This window comes from Oxalobacter paeniformigenes, assembly GCF_027158465.1.
GTDB lineage: Bacteria > Pseudomonadota > Gammaproteobacteria > Burkholderiales > Burkholderiaceae_D > Oxalobacter > Oxalobacter paeniformigenes.
The window spans coordinates 1-16,384 of record NZ_JAMKYL010000006.1; the positions used below are offsets into that span (position 1 = coordinate 1).

Below are 16,384 nucleotides of genomic sequence, written 5' to 3' on the forward strand. Positions count from 1 at the left end.
CTTTATCAAACGCCCGCAACTGCGGGCGTTTGTGTTTTTGGCACCACGTCAGTAATATACCTCTTTTAAAAAACGGCCAAACGGCGAAAAACGTCGTTTTCTGTCCATTTGTCAATATCCTGCGTGATCATGGAAGCAAACTGGCCATATTGCCGGGAATCGCTTGACGATGAACATGCCATCCATCCGAAGTTGCAAGGAGAAACCGCTTGTTGTACAGCCTCTTGAAAATGATAGCCGATGCCGCCACCACCATACTGGGAGGTGCATTTCTGCTCCGTTTCTGGATACAGGTCACCCGGGCACGGCCACCCATGCAATTGGCACAGCTGTTGCTTCAGGTAACCGACTGGTTCGTCAAACCGCTTCGCAAATCCATTCCGGGATGGGGAGGTTACGATTGGTCCACCCTTATTGCCGCCGTCCTGATGGCCATCGTCTCGGCACTGTTCGATACCTGGCTCATCAATTTCTTTTCGCCACGTATCATTCTCTTTCTGACGGCATTGTCCTTGCTGAACTGGATTGTTTACGGATTCATGGCACTGTTGTTCATCGAGGTCATCTTCAGCTGGATCAATCCGTATCACCCTGTCGCCGGTTTTGTCCGTGACATGAACCGTCCGTTACTGCAACCGGTCAGACGCATTCTTCCGACACTGGGCGGATTCGATTTTTCCGCACTGGTTGTATTTTTCCTGTTGCAGTTCATCTCACGAATGGCGACCAATCTCATTTTGTCGAATCTTATATGAGCGCACTCTGGCTATCCCGAACGAAAACCGGTATCCGGATTGCCGTGCAGGTCAGTCCGAATGCACGAAAATCGGAAATCGTATCCAGTGAGGGGGATGCATTGCGTATCAAATTGCAGGCACCGCCCGTCGACGGAAAAGCCAATGATGCGCTTGTGCAGTTTCTGGCCAAAAAACTGGAGGTACCACGCAAACAGGTCACAATCACGCACGGGCAGACCAATCGGCGAAAATTGCTGGAAATCACGGCCGATATGACACCGGAAAATATCGAGGAACGGCTGCTTCGTACCTGAAAAATGCTGATTACCTGAACCAGAAATCCAGCGGTTTTTCCGCTGAAAACACGCCTGCCGATTCCAGTCTCTTGCGATAGTACGTCCAGTCGAAAAACGGTCCCGGATCGGTTTTCCGCCCAGGCGCGATATGCTGATGTCCGGTAACCGCCTGAATCGGATAATGACGACACAATGCTTCAGTCAGCGATATCAGCGTATCATATTGTTCCTGCCTGAACGGCTCGTAATCCGTTCCTTCGATTTCCACACCGATCGAAAAATCATTGCATCCCGTCCGGCCGCGATAATCGGAAACCCCTGCATGCCAGGCCCGCTTGTCTGCCGATACGAACTGGATCAACGATCCGTCACGCCGGATCAGAAAATGGGATGACACATGCAACGAGCGCAACTGATCGAAAAAGGGATGACGGTCGCAATCGAGCCTGTTCAGAAACAAGTCTTCAATGAAGGGACCGCCGAACTCCCCGGGCGGCAAACTGATATTGTGAATGACCAGCAAATCGATCGTCTGACCGTCCGGCCGATCATTCTGGTTCGGCGACATCATGCGAACCGCATCCGCACACCATCCGTCCTTGTCGATATTCATGGCAAAATAACTGAAGAGTTTTACTGTATTGAAACCTGTCTGTTTTTCAAATGATTCTGGAAACCGAACGTCTTTTCCTGAGAACACTGACGGCCAACGACTATGCCGGTCTGTGCGATATCCTTCAGGACGAAAAGGTCATGTACGCCTACGAGCATGCTTTTTCAGATGAAGAAGTCTTGCACTGGTTGAACCGGCAACTGCAGCGTTATCGCGAAAACGGTTTCGGATTGTGGGCTGTTGTCCTCAAACACAGCGGAAAACTGATCGGTCAGGCCGGCATCACACTGCAACCCTGGCGAAACCGGCAGGTTCATGAAATCGGTTACCTGTTCAATCGACGCTACTGGCATCATGGATATGCTACCGAAGCGGCCTCTGGATGCCGGGATTATGCCTTTTGCCAACTTGGGCTGACAGAAGTATATTCCATCATTCGTGACAATAACATCGCCTCGCAAAACGTGGCTGTCAGAAACGGCATGACCATGGTCGGAACCGACATCCGATATTACGCAGGATACACCATGCCCCATCTTGTCTATCGTATCCGTAAACAGGACTGGTCTTTCCTGCCTGATCAGGACGAACGTTTTTCCGAAAAATAGGCGACGCCATGTTCATGACAGCAAAAAATTTTTCCGGAACGCTCCACTGCCTCGGATACCGGAACATAGACCTCGCAATATTCGCAACAGACCATGTGCTCGACTTCACCGGATGAATGCCTGTTTTCCGAAAAAAGCGGCGGTTGGTGAATATCGGCCTGTGGCTGCTCTTGCCGTGCCGATTCAAACGGATTATGCCGGATAATGAAAATTCGTGAATTGCGGCGCAATTTCACCACTATCGCCACAATCACCAGAACCAGCACCAGCAACCACATCCAAGCCATTATTTTCTCCTGTCCGACTTCGGGCCCAGTCCCCAGCAGGACTGTACGCATCATTTTATCAGGCTCTGCGCAAACCATTCGTCATATAATGAACAGGAAATATATTAGGCCATCGTTCAGTTTATTCAAGTTCTATTCATCATGTCCGCCATTACCGACCACTTGCAAACCGTCCGGACACGTGTTTGCCGGGCTGCACAACAAGCGCATCGCGACCCGTCATCCGTCAACTTGCTGGCTGTTTCCAAGACCCAGCCCGTTTCCGCCATTCTCGAGGCCGCCGAAGCAGGACAGCTCGCCTTCGGTGAGAATTATGAACAGGAAGCGGTTCGCAAGATCATGGAAATCCGCCAGAATCGGCCGGATCTGAAACTGGAATGGCATTTCATCGGCCCGATACAAAGCAACAAGACACGCGCCATTGCCGAACATTTCGACTGGGTACATTCCGTGGATCGCGAGCGGATCGCCAGACGGCTTTCCGACCAGCGTCCTGAAGACATGCCGCCCTTGAATATCTGTCTCCAGGTCAATATCAGTGGCGAAGACAGCAAAAGCGGTGTCCGTCCTGAAGAACTGGCCGATCTGGTCAAGGCAGTTTCCGGAATGCCTCGTCTGAAATTGCGGGGGCTGATGGCAATTCCGGAACCGCAATCCGATCCGGAAAAACAGCGGCAACCGTTCAGTGCCATGAAAACGCTTTTTGAAGAATTGAAGCACACAGGATATGATCTGGATACCCTGTCAATGGGAATGTCGGACGACATGGAAGCCGCCATACAGGAAGGCGCGACGACCGTACGCATCGGCACGGCCATTTTCGGCCAGCGTCACTACCCTGGGAAACGATGAGGGGCATTCGGAAACCCCATGAAAAGGATTTTGTCCGACTTACTGATGGCGCCTCGTCAGATAGCGGACAAGCGGCATGATGAACGGCCCGAAACGCCGCCATGTCTTGAAAAGCACCGTCGCAGACAACAGCCACGACAACAGCCGTCGCGGTTTGACAGTCAGCAGAAACAGTCCCAACGCGCCGATCAGTATCGGCCGTTTCCCAAACCTGCTCAGGTTGTTCCACAGATTCAGCCCCTTGCTCACCACATCGGGCATCTGCATCATGGACAGGGTTTCGACAGCCAGTTTCTCACGGAGGAGGGCGCTTTGAACCAACAATTCCGCTTTGCGCTGTGTCAGGTTTTTGGTCAGTTTGGCCATAACGGTAACGGAAAATGACGGTCAGACGGATGGTGTCAGGCGATCGATATCCTTGGCGATTTCCTGCCGTGTCAATTCAAGCAGTTTCGGTTTTTTGCTGAAACTGCGCCGGACACCGATCCATATCGCACAGGTTATGACGCCGAAAAGCACCATCATACCGACAATAGCCGGAATACGGCAGGTATCCCAGCAAAGCACCAGCACCAGAACGATTGCCAGAAGCACCGTCAATGCCAGACAAAACAGCGCGGTCAGGGACAATAACAGATACGTCAGAAGCCTGATCCACTCTTCTTCCAGCTCGATGGCCATCAGCTCGCAACGGGTTTTCACGATGGCAAGCAATGTGCCTGCCACCTTCGCCAGATTATCGACCACTGCCATATCTGTATCGCGGTTATTTCCTGGAACGGGCGATCAGGATGCCAAGCAGTACGCCCACTGCGGCGACAGCACCGACGGCTTTCCAGGGATGTTCCTTGGCAAATTCAGCCGTGCAGACCGCGGCGTCCTTGGCCTTGTTGACCACGACTTCTTCCAGTTCGCGAAGTACGAACTTGGCGTCGGTAATCGTCGATTCCAGCTTTCTTTTGGCATTCTGATAACTTTCGCTTCCCTGCTGGGTGCTGTTTTCCAGTACCTTTTCGGCATCGCTGATGATCGATTTCAGACTGCCCATGATCTTGTTGCCGGCCTGTCCGGCATTTTCCAGAATTTCCATATTCTTTTCCTTCCTGTCAAAGTTGAATGAAAAGCCATTTTTCAGTCATAAACAATTTAACAGACAAGCATTGCTATCGCCAGAATTTTCATGGCCTTCTCATAGAATAACCTTACCGCAATGCATAGTCCAGCACAATGCCAGCGAACAGGAATGCGCCCAGCCAGTTGTTATGAAGAAACGCACGGAAACAGCCTTCGCGTTCGCGATCACGAATCAACCGGTAATGATACCAGGCACAGCAAACCGCGCAGATCCATCCCGCCAGAAACAACCCTCCGAGATTTTCCCGCCAGCCTGCATATAGCTGTATCGACAGCATGGCGGCATAACAGCCCATTACCGCCACCACATCGAACCTGCCGAACGTGATGGCCGAGGTACAAATACCGATTTTCAGATCGTCATCGCGATCGACCATGGCGTATTCAGTATCGTATGCCAATGACCAGAAGACATTGCCCAGCAACAAAAGCCATGCGGTCACCGGCACCGTATTTTGTACGGCGGCAAACGCCATCGGAATACCGAAACCGAATGCAATACCGAGATAGGCCTGCGGCAATGCGAAAAAACGTTTGAACCACGGATAGGTCGCGGCAACGAAAAGCGCAACGAAAGACAGTCCGATCGTCAGCGCGTTCAGGGACAATACCAGCAAAAACGATACCGCCGACAACGCGACGGCGACCCAGATCGCTTCCGCAGGTTTTATCTGTCCGGATGTCAATGGCCGCATGGCGGTTCTTTTGACATACCGGTCGATATCCCGGTCGGCAAAATCATTGATGGCACATCCGGCGGACCGCATCAACACTGTTCCCAACGTAAAAAGCAGAACCAGCGACACGGGTGGTTTTCCTTCTGCCGCAATCCACAAGGCACATAATGTCGGCCACAGCAGCAATAAAATACCGATGGGTTTGTCCATTCTCACCAGTTGCCAGTAAAGTTGCATCCGTGTTTTCATGGATTTTTCGGCCTGTATCACCCCTTTCCTCCTGCAAAAAACGGTTCAGACATTGAGGTATTCCTCACGATTATCCAGCCACCGTGACAAATGTGCCGATATGATGGCATCCGCGTCCGGCATCTTGCCTGCCAACAATACCTGCGCATATTGCGCCGCCTTGTCGATCAGATCACGGTCTTTTTCCAGATCGGCGAATCTGAACATGGCTTGTCCGGACTGACGCGCGCCAAGAAATTCTCCGGGCCCGCGGATTTCAAGATCACGCTGCGCGATCGCAAACCCGTCATTCGTCTCGCGCATGGTCAGCAATCGCTGTCTGGCCGTATCACCCAGCGGCTTTTGGTACATCAAAAGACATACACTTTCAGCGTCTCCCCGACCGACACGTCCTCTTAACTGATGCAATTGCGACAGGCCGAAACGTTCGGCATGTTCGATCACCATCAGCGACGCATTCGGCACATCCACTCCCACTTCTATCACGGTCGTGGCAACCAGCACATCAATTCGGCCTTGCTGAAACGCCGCCATGACATGCTGTTTTTCATCCGGTTTCATCCGGCCATGCACCAGCCCGACCGACAATCCCTGCAACGCTTCCGTCAGGATGGCACGCGTATCGATCGCCGTTTGCAACTGGAGACTTTCCGACTCTTCGATCAGGGGACATACCCAATAAATCTGCCGCCCCTGCATCGCCGCCGCCTGAATCCGTCCGATCACTTCTTCTCTCCTTTCCTGGCTGACAAGACGGGTAATGACCGGTTTGCGTCCGGGCGGCAATTCATCAATCACGGACACATCCAGATCGGCATAAAACGTCATGGCCAGCGTTCTCGGAATCGGCGTGGCACTCATCATCAACTGATGTGGCAACATCGTTTGCGATTCTCCCTTGTTTCGCAGAACAAGCCGCTGTCCGACACCGAAACGATGCTGTTCGTCGATAATCACCAGTCCAAGATGTCTGAACTGTACGGTATCCTGAATCAGTGCATGCGTGCCGATCACAAGAGACGCTTCTCCCGTTTGTATCATGGATACGATTTGCTCGCGCGCTTTCTTTTTCATGCTGCCGCTTATCCAGACTACGGATATGCCCAATGGCGTCAACCAATCCGACAAACGGCGAAAATGCTGTTCCGCCAGAATTTCGGTCGGCGCCATCATGGCGACCTGAAAACCGTTATCGATGGCCTGCAATGCAGCGATGGCCGCAACGACCGTCTTGCCGCTGCCCACATCCCCCTGAAGCAGACGCTGCATCGGATAAGCGCGCCCCAGATCATGCCGGATTTCCGATACCACTTTCAACTGCGCCTTTGTCAAGGTAAACGGTAACGTCTGCATGAATTGCCGACTGAAATGCCCGGCCGCACCGAATGCATGAGCCTTCAGAAGGCGTCTTGCCCGCTGTGCACGACGCATCGAGAGCTGTTGCGCCAGCAACTCATCGAACTTCATGCGCCGCCATGCGGGATGCGTGCGTTCCAGCAATGCCGTTTCATCGGCATCTGCCGGGGGATAGTGCAAATAGCGCAAGGCCTCGCTGAACCCGGGCAATCCGAGTTCATCCAGCCATGATGGCGGCAAGGTATCGACCAGATCCAGTCGGCTTTGCGCGGCCGCTATCGCCTTGCGCAAATAATGTTGCGATACACCTGCACAGGTCGGATAGACCGGTGTAAGTGCCGTCGGCAACGGTGTATCTTCCTCAACGATCCGGCAAGCGGGATGCACCATTTCGGTACCGCCATATCCCTGCCTCAACTCGCCCCGGGCACGAATCCGTTTCCCTTCGGAAAATTGTTTGAGCTGACTCGGATAAAAATGCAGGAAACGCAAATGCATCACTCCGGTCCCGTCTGAAACCGATACGACCAGCTGGCGTTTCGGCCTGTATTGCACATCCGATGCCATGATCTGTCCCTCGATCTGGACAGGCCCCTCGCAACGGAACAAGGCATCCGCAATGGGTGTCAGGGTCGTTTCATCTTCATAGCGTGACGGCAAATGGAGCACCAGCTCCATATCCGTACGAATGCCGAGACGTTCCAGTTTATTCATGATCGAAACCGTTGCATGGAATACCGCTTGCATGTCCGGTATTCCCTATCGCCATTTTCCTGATATTCCAGCCGGTATTATCCCAGACTTTCAATTTGTCACATGCCCCCGTTACGAACGTCACCGATTTTGTCATAATAGGCTTTTCACTTTCTGGCGCCACACGTCATGGAATCAACTCGCCGCTGCGGCATTTTGCTCCATCCCACGTCTTTGCCGGGACCTTACGGTTCCGGCGATTTCGGACCGGATGCCTATTATTTTGCCGATTGGCTCGCTTCTGCACGCCAGTCATGCTGGCAAATGCTCCCGCTGTGCGATATCGGCACCGGAAACTCCCCTTATATGAGTCCATCGGCTTTTGCCGGCAATATTTTCCTCATCGGGCTTGATGCGCTTTGCAATGCAGGTTGGCTGAAAAAGGAAGAACTGGTTCCCGACAATGCATTTCAACGGTACCGTGTCCATTATCCCGCAGCAATCGCATTCAGGATGTCCCGCCTGAAACTGGCTGCTGACCGCTTTTTCGGGACGACAGAAACCACGACACACCACACTTTCGAACTTTTTTGCGAACGAAGTGCTTTCTGGCTGGATACTTATGCTCTCTTCCGGACATTGAGCGACAGTTACGGCGCCACCTGGCAACAATGGCCCGAAGCATTTGCCCGCAAGAACCCTGCCGCACTGGCCGGATTTGCCGAAAAACATGCCGGCGATATCCGTTTCTGGAAATTCTGCCAGTGGTGTTTTGACGAACAGTGGCAAGCTTTGCGTACCTATGCTCATTCAAAGGGTATCGACATTATCGGCGACATTCCGATTTTCGTTTCATTAAACAGCGCGGATGTCTGGGCACACCCTGAACTGTTCGATCTGGATTCGTCCGGATACCCGCGTACCGTCGCGGGTGTCCCGCCAGACCGGTTCAGCGACAGCGGACAACACTGGGGCAACCCCTTGTATGACTGGGAACAGCATGCGCGTACGGGCTACGACTGGTGGCGCAAACGCATGGAACATTCCATGACCCTTTACGACTATGTCCGGCTGGATCATTTCAGGGGATTCCAGGCGTACTGGGCCATTCCGGCCGAAAGCGGATTGCCTTCCGACGGGAAATGGATCGCCGGTCCCGGCAACGCTTTTTTCGATACACTCAAACAGGCATTCGGAGCATTGCGTTTCATCGCGGAAGATCTGGGCGTGATCACACCGGAAGTCGAGGCTCTTCGCAAGAAATACGCGCTGCCCGGCATGCGTATCCTGCAATTCGCATTCGACCGCAATCCCGGCAATCCCTATCTGCCATACAACTATGACCGTGATACCGTCGTCTATACCGGTACACACGATAACGATACCATCCGTGGCTGGTGGAACAACCTGCCGGAAAAAGAACGTGATTTCGTCCGCCGCTATCTGAGCATTGACGGTAACTGGATTCACTGGGATCTCATCCGGGCGGCATGGTCATCCACCGCAGCGCTGGCCATGACGCCTTTCCAGAATATCCTCGGTCTGGATTCTTCCGGACGCATGAACAGACCCGGCGAAAAAAACGGTTCATGGGAGTGGCGTTTCGACTGGCCGCAAGTCGAATCCTGGCATGCTTCCTATCTGGCAGAAATGACGGAAATATACGGCCGGACTTATTCCGGACGATAAACACGGCTATACTGGCGTTTTTTCAGGTATTTTCAGTTATGGTTTTCATCCGCCACACTGGATGATTTTTTTATGTACTCACTCTCCGACTTCGATTTCGAACTTCCGGAAACGCTGATCGCACAATATCCTCTGGAAAAACGCAGTGCGTCCAGACTTCTGGTCGTTCACGATGAACAACTGACCGATTCACATTTCCACCATCTGATCGATTATCTGGACAAGGACGATCTGCTGGTATTCAACAATACCCGGGTATTGAAAGCCCGTTTCTTCGGCGTCAAGGCCACCGGCGGGAAAATCGAGATACTGATCGAGCGTATTCTCGACAACCGGACTGCACTGGCGAAAATCCGTGCATCCAAGTCCCCGAAAGACAACAGTACCATCCTTATCGACGGACAACTCGATGTCACTGTGCAGGGACGTCAGGGCGAATTTTACATTTTGCGTTTTCCATCCGATATTTTCGCCATCCTCGAACAATACGGCCATCTGCCGTTGCCTCCCTATATCGATCGGGCCGCCGATGCCTATGACGAAACCCGTTACCAGACCGTCTTCGCCCGTGAACCGGGCGCTGTCGCCGCGCCGACTGCAGGCCTGCATTTCGATGAGGAACTGCTTGACCGGCTTGAGCAGAAAGGCATCAGGACAGCTTATCTGACCCTGCATGTGGGCGCAGGCACTTTCCAGCCGGTCCGAAGCGAAAATCTGTCGGAACACAAGATGCACACCGAGTGGTACACCATCCCGCAGGAAACCGTCGATGCCGTCAGGGCCGCGAAAGCCGCCGGACGAAAAGTCGTCGCCGTCGGGACCACAAGTTTGCGCGCACTGGAATCCGCTTCCCGAACAGGGCAACTCGTTGCCGGAAGCAATGAAACAAACCTGTTCATCACACCGGGCTACCGCTTCCGGACCGTCGATCATCTGGTCACCAATTTTCATTTGCCGAAGTCGACGCTCCTGATGCTGGTATCGGCTTTTGCCGGATATGAACGGATCAGAAAAGCCTATGCACATGCCATCGCCCAGCGTTACCGCTTCTTCAGTTACGGTGATGCCATGCTCCTTGAACACCGGAACGATATACCCGCCTGACTGGATACGATACACATGCTTGAATTTGAACTTGTCAATACAGATGGCAACGCCCGAAGAGGGCGTCTGAAACTGAACCACGGCATCGTGGAAACTCCCATTTTCATGCCGGTCGGCACTTATGGGGCCGTCAAGGCCATGTCGCCGGATCTTCTGGAACAGATCGGTGCCCAAATCATTCTGGGCAACACGTTCCATCTCTGGCTGCGTCCCGGACTGGAGGTCATGAAACAATTCGGCGGACTTCACCGGTTCATCGGATGGAACCGGCCGATCCTGACCGATTCGGGCGGCTTTCAGGTATTCTCGCTGGGTGCCATGCGAAAAATCAGTGAAGAGGGCGTCCGCTTCGCTTCACCGATCGACGGCAGCAAGCTGTTCCTGTCCCCCGAGATTTCCATGCAAATCCAGCATGTGCTCAATTCCGACATCGTCATGCAGTTCGACGAGTGCACTCCATACCTGATCGGCGACAGACCGGCCACGAAAGATGAAGCGGCACAATCCATGCGCCTGTCGCTGCGATGGGCCGCACGTTCGAAAAACGAATTCGGACTCAATGAAAATCCGAATGCGCTTTTCGGTATCGTCCAGGGCGGTATGTTCACCGATCTGAGAGACGAGTCGCTGGCCGGATTGACCGATATCGGTTTTCACGGTATCGCCATCGGCGGTTTGTCCGTCGGGGAACCCAAGGAAGAGATGTTCCGGATTCTCGAACATATCGGCCCGCGCCTGCCGCAACAGCTCCCGCATTACCTGATGGGTGTCGGAACGCCCGAAGATCTGGTGGCCGGTGTTGCCAATGGTATCGATATGTTCGATTGCGTCATGCCGACCCGCAATGCCCGAAACGGATGGCTGTTCACACGTTTCGGCGACATCCGCATCCGCAACGCCCGTTACCGTGACGACCAGCGCCCGCTGGACGAAACATGCCAGTGCTATACATGCCGTCATTTTTCACGCGCCTATCTGCATCATCTGGGCCGTGTCGGCGAAATATTGGGCGCGCAACTCAGCACGATCCACAATCTGCATTACTACCTGCAGCTGATGGACGAAATGCGCCATGCGATCAGCGAAAACCGTTTCGAACTGTTCAGGGCGCAATTCCACAGGGATCGGCAACGGGGAATCTGAGAATTGCCATCGCACGGATTCAGTATGCGTTCGCCGGAAACGATGCCGCACACCTTGCGTTCCGGGATGACATCACGCATAAATGCATGAAAATGCGGCACATGGTGCTAGAATCATGAGTTAAACCAAAAATCCGACCTGGAGAATACATGTTTATCACCAACGCTTATGCCCAATCCGCCGCTTCCGGATTCTCTCTGGACAGTATGGGAAGTTTTCTTCCTATTTTGCTGATGTTCGTCGTTCTGTACTTTCTGATGATCAGACCTCAACAGAAAAAGCAGAGAGAACAGCGGGACATGTTAAGCGCCCTGTCGGCCGGTGATGAGGTACTCACGGCTGGCGGCATTGTTGGAAAAATCACGAAAGTATCCGAAAATTTCATCACGCTGGAAATCGCCGAAGGCACGGAAATCATCGTCCAGAAAGCCTCCGTCGTTTCCATGCTGCCCAACGGCACGATCGAAACACTCTGACCGGCAGACAAACGGCACCGCCTGTTTTCGCACGTATCAGACCATGCATTCCCGACGTTAAATCATGAACCGTTACCCACTCTGGAAATATATCGTTATTGTCGCCGCGATCATCTTCGGCATCATCTATACACTGCCGAATTTCTTCGGGGAATCGCCTGCTGTTCAGATCAGCAGCGTCCGATCGACTGTCAAGGTCGATACGCAGATGATGGATCGGGTCGAACGCATCCTCCGCGACAGCCAGATCCCCGTCGACGGGATCTATTTCGATGCCAGCGGCATGCACTCCACCATCAAGGTCCGTTTCACGAGTACAGACATCCAGTTCAAGGCCAAGGAAGTTCTGGAAAGCAAACTCAATACGGACCCGCAGGATCCGACATTCAGTATCGCATTCAATCTGCTGCCCAATACGCCGCAGTGGCTCCAGAGCCTGCATGCCTTGCCCATGTACCTTGGCCTTGATTTGCGTGGTGGTGTGCATTTCCTCATGCAGGTCGATGTGGATGCGGCCATCAATTCCCGCATACAGGGTCTCCAGATTTCCGCCAGAAACCTGCTCAGGGAAAACGGTATCCGGTATTCCGGTCTCGTTCGGGTACGCGATACGGTAGAACTGCAATTCAATGATCCGCAAACGCGCCAGCGTGCCGAAAAAATCCTCACGGGCCAGCTCTCCGAAATCACTTTGCGTGAAGAAGCGGAAGGCAACAAGCTGATCATCGCCCTGAGTGCCGATGCCATCAAACAGATCCGCGAAAACAGCGTCAAACAGAATATTGCCACGCTGTCCAAACGTGTCAACGAACTGGGTGTGAATGAACCGGTCATCCAGCAACAGGGGGCCGACAGAATCGTTGTCCAGCTCCCGGGTGTCCAGGATGTATCCCGCGCCAAGGACATCATCGGCCGTACCGCCACGCTCGAAGTCCGGATGGTCGATGAATCCATTACACGCGGCACGGAAGAAAGTGTCGCCGTACCGCTTGGTTCCGAAATTTTCCGCCAGGGCAAGGGCGCTCCGGTCATTCTCTACAAGGAACCCGTTCTGACCGGCGAATATATCTCGAATGCATCTGCCAGCTTCGACCAGTACCAGCAACCCGCCGTCAGTATCGACCTGAACGGTGATGGCGGCAGAAAGATGCGTCAGGCGACACGCGGCAAAATCGGCAAACTGATGGCTATCGTCCTGTTTGAAAAAGGGAAGGGCGAAGTCCTGACCGTCGCCTCGATCCGTGATGAACTGGGTTCGAAGTTCCAGATCACCGGCATGGATACGCCTGAAGCGGCTACCGACCTGGCTCTGTTGCTTCGCGCCGGTTCGCTCGCGGCACCGATGCAAATTATTGAGGAACGGACGATCGGTCCGCAACTGGGTGCCGAAAATATCACCAAGGGTTTCCTTTCCACGTTATACGGTTTCGTGGCGGTTTCGCTCTTCATGATCGTGTACTACATGGTATTCGGCTTTTTCAGCGTGATCGCGCTGTCGGTGAATGTCCTGTTGCTGATCGCCATTCTGTCGCTGATGCAGATCACCCTGACCTTGCCGGGTATTGCGGCTATCGCGCTGGCACTGGGCATGGCAATCGACTCCAACGTGCTGATCAATGAACGTATCCGTGAAGAATTGCGTGCCAACAACAGTCCGCAAACTGCCATCGCCAACGGCTTCGGTCACGCATGGGCAACCATTCTTGACTCCAACGTCACCACTCTGATCGCCGGTGTGGCGCTTCTGGTATTCGGTACGGGACCGATCCGCGGGTTTGCCGTCGTGCATGTTCTCGGCATTCTGACGTCGTTGTTCTCGTCCGTTTTCGTTTCACGCGGTCTGGCAAACCTCTGGTATGGACGCCGGAAGAAACTGACATCGTTGTCCATCGGACAGATATGGCGGCCTGATAACACCGCAACGAACGACAAAAAATAGGATTTTGACAGGAAAACAGGATACGACATGGAATTCTTTCGGATCAAAAAAGATATTCCCTTCATGCGCCATGCGCTGATTTTCAATATCATTTCATTCATCACCTTTCTGGCAGCCGTATTTTTTCTGTGGCACAAGGGACTTCACCTTTCTGTGGAATTCACTGGCGGTACCGTCATGGAAGTCACTTACCAGAAAGCCGCCGATCTGGAGCGCATTCGCGAGACAGTCAGAAAACTCGGCTTCGGTGACGATTTTCAGGTGCAGAACTTCGGCCGCGCACAGGACGTCATGATCAACCTGCCGATCCAGAAAGACCTGACATCCGCCCAGCAAAGCGAGAAAGTCATGGCTGCACTCCTTGAGCAGAATCCGGACGCCCATCTCCAGCGTGTCGAATTCGTCGGCCCTCAGGTCGGCGACGATCTGACGCATGACGGACTCATGGCGCTTGGCATGGTGGTGATCGGCATCATTATCTATCTCGCTTTCCGTTTCGAATGGAAATACGCCGTTTCCGCGATCATCGCGAACTTGCACGATATCGTCATCATTCTGGGATTTTTTGCTTTTTTCGAGTGGGAATTTTCGCTGTCGGTACTGGCGGCCGTTCTGGCGATTTTGGGGTATTCCGTCAATGAATCCGTCATCATCTTCGACAGAATTCGCGAAAATTTCCGTATTCTTCGAAAAAAGAGCGTGATGGAAATCGTCAACCACGCGATTACCAGCACCATTTCCCGAACGATCATCACCCATGGCTCCACCCAGATCATGGTGTTGTCCATGCTGATCTTCGGTGGCCCGACGCTTCACAATTTCGCGCTGGCGCTCACGATCGGTATTTGTTTCGGCATTTATTCCTCCGTATTCGTGGCGGCAGCTGTTGCCATGTGGCTGGGTATCAAACGTGAAGACCTTGTCAAACCCGTCAAGGAAAAGGGCAATGCCGATGGCGCCGTCGTATAGGCAAACACATCACCAACCGTTTTCAATTTCAAATTACAGCTCGTATTTATCCGGAGAATCAGATGTACCAACATATTCAAGTACCGCAGTCCGGTGAAAAAATCACGGTAAATCCCGACTTTTCGCTGAACGTATCCGATCATCCCATCATTCCGTTTATCGAAGGTGACGGCATCGGTATCGATGTCACGCCCGTCATGCGCAAGGTCATCGACGCCGCTGTCGAAAAAGCCTATGCCGGCAAACGGAAAATCGAATGGATGGAAGTTTATGCCGGGGAAAAATCCCTCAAGGTATATGGCGAGAATGTCTGGCTGCCGGAAGAAACACTGGATGCCCTGAAAGAATTCGTCATTTCGATCAAGGGACCGCTGACCACGCCGATCGGCGGCGGTATCCGTTCCCTGAACGTCGCCATGAGACAGCGGCTTGATCTTTATGTCTGCCTGCGCCCGGTCCGTTATTTTCAGGGGGTTCCTTCGCCGTTGCGCGAACCGGAAAAAACCGACATGGTCATTTTCCGTGAAAACACCGAAGATATTTATGCCGGTATCGAATGGGCAGAAGGCACACCAGAAGCACAGAAAGTCATCGACTTTCTGGTTCGTGAAATGGGCGTCAGTCAGATCCGTTTCCCGAAAACATCTGGCATCGGCATCAAACCGGTTTCCCGTGAAGGTACCGAACGGCTTGTCCGCAAGGCCATCCAGTATGCCATCGACAACGACCGTCCTTCCGTCACACTGGTTCACAAGGGCAATATCATGAAATTCACGGAAGGCAGCTTCCGTGACTGGGGTTATGCGCTGGCGAAACGCGAGTTCGGTGCCGAAGTGATCGGCAAGGGACCATGGTGCCGCTTCAAAAACCCGAAAACCGGTCGTGAAATCGTCGTCAAGGATGTACTGGCAGATGCTTTCCTTCAGGAAATCCTGCTGCGTCCGGCCGAATTCAGCGTATTGGCGACATTGAACCTCAACGGCGACTATATCTCCGATGCACTGGCCGCACAGGTCGGCGGTATCGGTATCGCTCCGGGAGCAAACATTTCGGATTCCGTCGCCATTTTCGAAGCGACACACGGAACGGCCCCTTCGCTGGCCGGACAGAACAACGTCAATCCGGGTTCGCTGATCCTGTCGGCAGAAATGATGCTTCGTCATATCGGCTGGACCGAAGCGGCCGATCTGGTCATCGCCTCCATGCAGAAGGCCATTTCGTCCAGACAGGTCACCAGCGATTTCGCACGTCTGATGAGTGACGCACGAGAAGTTTCCACGTCCGAATTCGGCAATATCATGATTTCATTCATGTAAAATTTTGCCGGGCAGCCCTTGCCGGCTGTCCGGTTTTCGCGTGGCCGTATGTTTCCCGCTACCGGTTTCGCATGAAAATCTGTATCGATAAAAAAACGAAAACTTTTTATTGCCGATACAAATTTTCCATCAGTTCGGTTATGATGATTCATCTTGACTGACTGTTAATGATAACAATTGTCCGGTCAGACGCCGGACATTTAGTTTCCGGCTTTATGGAATATCATTTTCATGTCCCTGACGGGG

19 protein-coding genes are annotated in these 16,384 nt (G+C 53.0%); 11 read left to right on the plus strand and 8 right to left on the minus strand.

Going from position 1 to position 16,384, the window contains the following annotated elements:
• The first annotated feature begins 209 nt into the window (after positions 1 to 209).
• Both NAI64_RS07355 and NAI64_RS07360 read left to right on the plus strand, forming a co-directional pair.
• Positions 210 to 755 (plus strand): YggT family protein, encoded by a 546-nt coding sequence (locus tag NAI64_RS07355; RefSeq protein WP_269299202.1) that lies wholly within the window; start codon positions 210 to 212, stop codon positions 753 to 755.
• Complete coding sequence (locus NAI64_RS07360) at positions 752 to 1,051, plus strand: DUF167 domain-containing protein (RefSeq protein ID WP_269299204.1); 300 nt, start codon at positions 752 to 754, stop codon at positions 1,049 to 1,051. The genes NAI64_RS07355 and NAI64_RS07360 overlap by 4 nt, the downstream gene beginning before the upstream one ends.
• Positions 1,052 to 1,061: 10 nt before the next feature.
• On the opposite strand, the gene ampD is transcribed toward NAI64_RS07360, so the two are convergent.
• Complete coding sequence (gene ampD, locus NAI64_RS07365) at positions 1,062 to 1,646, minus strand: 1,6-anhydro-N-acetylmuramyl-L-alanine amidase AmpD (protein WP_269299206.1); 585 nt, start codon at positions 1,644 to 1,646, stop codon at positions 1,062 to 1,064.
• A gap of 50 nt (positions 1,647 to 1,696) precedes the next feature.
• Between ampD and NAI64_RS07370 the strand changes: the two genes are divergently transcribed.
• The gene (locus NAI64_RS07370) at positions 1,697 to 2,254 is read left to right on the plus strand and encodes a GNAT family N-acetyltransferase (protein WP_269299208.1); all 558 of its coding nucleotides are present in this window, start codon (positions 1,697 to 1,699) and stop codon (positions 2,252 to 2,254) included.
• On the opposite strand, the gene NAI64_RS07375 is transcribed toward NAI64_RS07370, so the two are convergent.
• Complete coding sequence (locus NAI64_RS07375; RefSeq protein ID WP_269299210.1) at positions 2,227 to 2,541, minus strand: PP0621 family protein; 315 nt, start codon at positions 2,539 to 2,541, stop codon at positions 2,227 to 2,229. The two genes, NAI64_RS07370 and NAI64_RS07375, sit on opposite strands and share 28 nt — an antisense overlap.
• Positions 2,542 to 2,682: 141 nt before the next feature.
• Between NAI64_RS07375 and NAI64_RS07380 the strand changes: the two genes are divergently transcribed.
• Positions 2,683 to 3,393 carry a YggS family pyridoxal phosphate-dependent enzyme gene (locus NAI64_RS07380; protein WP_269299212.1) on the plus strand — a complete coding sequence of 237 codons (711 nt, stop codon included), beginning with the start codon at positions 2,683 to 2,685 and terminating at the stop codon, positions 3,391 to 3,393.
• 39 nt (positions 3,394 to 3,432) lie between these two features.
• On the opposite strand, the gene NAI64_RS07385 is transcribed toward NAI64_RS07380, so the two are convergent.
• From NAI64_RS07385 to NAI64_RS07410, 6 genes are all read right to left on the minus strand, one after another.
• Positions 3,433 to 3,759 carry a hypothetical protein gene (locus NAI64_RS07385; RefSeq protein WP_269299214.1) on the minus strand — a complete coding sequence of 109 codons (327 nt, stop codon included), beginning with the start codon at positions 3,757 to 3,759 and terminating at the stop codon, positions 3,433 to 3,435.
• 21 nt (positions 3,760 to 3,780) lie between these two features.
• On the minus strand, positions 3,781 to 4,146 hold the full coding sequence (locus NAI64_RS07390; RefSeq protein ID WP_269299216.1) for a phage holin family protein: 366 nt from the start codon (positions 4,144 to 4,146) through the stop codon (positions 3,781 to 3,783).
• Positions 4,147 to 4,159: 13 nt separating this feature from the next.
• Positions 4,160 to 4,483: a DUF883 family protein gene (locus tag NAI64_RS07395; RefSeq protein WP_269299218.1), complete on the minus strand. Its 324-nt coding sequence runs from the start codon at positions 4,481 to 4,483 to the stop codon at positions 4,160 to 4,162.
• 112 nt (positions 4,484 to 4,595) lie between these two features.
• Positions 4,596 to 5,453, minus strand: coding sequence for a 4-hydroxybenzoate octaprenyltransferase (ubiA, locus tag NAI64_RS07400; RefSeq protein WP_269299220.1), 858 nt, complete (start codon positions 5,451 to 5,453; stop codon positions 4,596 to 4,598).
• A gap of 45 nt (positions 5,454 to 5,498) precedes the next feature.
• Entirely contained in the window at positions 5,499 to 7,523 is a 2,025-nt protein-coding gene (gene recG, locus NAI64_RS07405) for an ATP-dependent DNA helicase RecG (RefSeq protein ID WP_269299222.1), read from the minus strand.
• Positions 7,516 to 7,659, minus strand: coding sequence for a hypothetical protein (locus NAI64_RS07410; RefSeq protein ID WP_269299224.1), 144 nt, complete (start codon positions 7,657 to 7,659; stop codon positions 7,516 to 7,518). The genes recG and NAI64_RS07410 overlap by 8 nt, the downstream gene beginning before the upstream one ends.
• Before the next feature lie 32 nt (positions 7,660 to 7,691).
• Between NAI64_RS07410 and malQ the strand changes: the two genes are divergently transcribed.
• The 7 genes from malQ (at position 7,692) to icd (ending at position 16,138) form a co-directional block, all read left to right on the plus strand.
• Positions 7,692 to 9,191 carry a 4-alpha-glucanotransferase gene (gene malQ, locus NAI64_RS07415; protein ID WP_269299226.1) on the plus strand — a complete coding sequence of 500 codons (1,500 nt, stop codon included), beginning with the start codon at positions 7,692 to 7,694 and terminating at the stop codon, positions 9,189 to 9,191.
• A gap of 72 nt (positions 9,192 to 9,263) precedes the next feature.
• Entirely contained in the window at positions 9,264 to 10,295 is a 1,032-nt protein-coding gene (queA, locus tag NAI64_RS07420) for a tRNA preQ1(34) S-adenosylmethionine ribosyltransferase-isomerase QueA (RefSeq protein WP_269299229.1), read from the plus strand.
• A gap of 15 nt (positions 10,296 to 10,310) precedes the next feature.
• The gene (gene tgt, locus NAI64_RS07425) at positions 10,311 to 11,438 is read left to right on the plus strand and encodes a tRNA guanosine(34) transglycosylase Tgt (RefSeq protein ID WP_269299231.1); all 1,128 of its coding nucleotides are present in this window, start codon (positions 10,311 to 10,313) and stop codon (positions 11,436 to 11,438) included.
• Between the two features lie 149 nt (positions 11,439 to 11,587).
• Positions 11,588 to 11,914 (plus strand): preprotein translocase subunit YajC, encoded by a 327-nt coding sequence (gene yajC, locus NAI64_RS07430; RefSeq protein ID WP_269299233.1) that lies wholly within the window; start codon positions 11,588 to 11,590, stop codon positions 11,912 to 11,914.
• Between the two features lie 64 nt (positions 11,915 to 11,978).
• On the plus strand, positions 11,979 to 13,853 hold the full coding sequence (gene secD / locus NAI64_RS07435) for a protein translocase subunit SecD (protein ID WP_269299235.1): 1,875 nt from the start codon (positions 11,979 to 11,981) through the stop codon (positions 13,851 to 13,853).
• A 27-nt stretch (positions 13,854 to 13,880) separates the two neighbouring features.
• Positions 13,881 to 14,822 carry a protein translocase subunit SecF gene (gene secF / locus NAI64_RS07440; protein WP_269299237.1) on the plus strand — a complete coding sequence of 314 codons (942 nt, stop codon included), beginning with the start codon at positions 13,881 to 13,883 and terminating at the stop codon, positions 14,820 to 14,822.
• Between the two features lie 62 nt (positions 14,823 to 14,884).
• On the plus strand, positions 14,885 to 16,138 hold the full coding sequence (gene icd / locus NAI64_RS07445) for an NADP-dependent isocitrate dehydrogenase (RefSeq protein WP_269299239.1): 1,254 nt from the start codon (positions 14,885 to 14,887) through the stop codon (positions 16,136 to 16,138).
• The last annotated feature ends 246 nt before the right edge of the window (positions 16,139 to 16,384 follow it).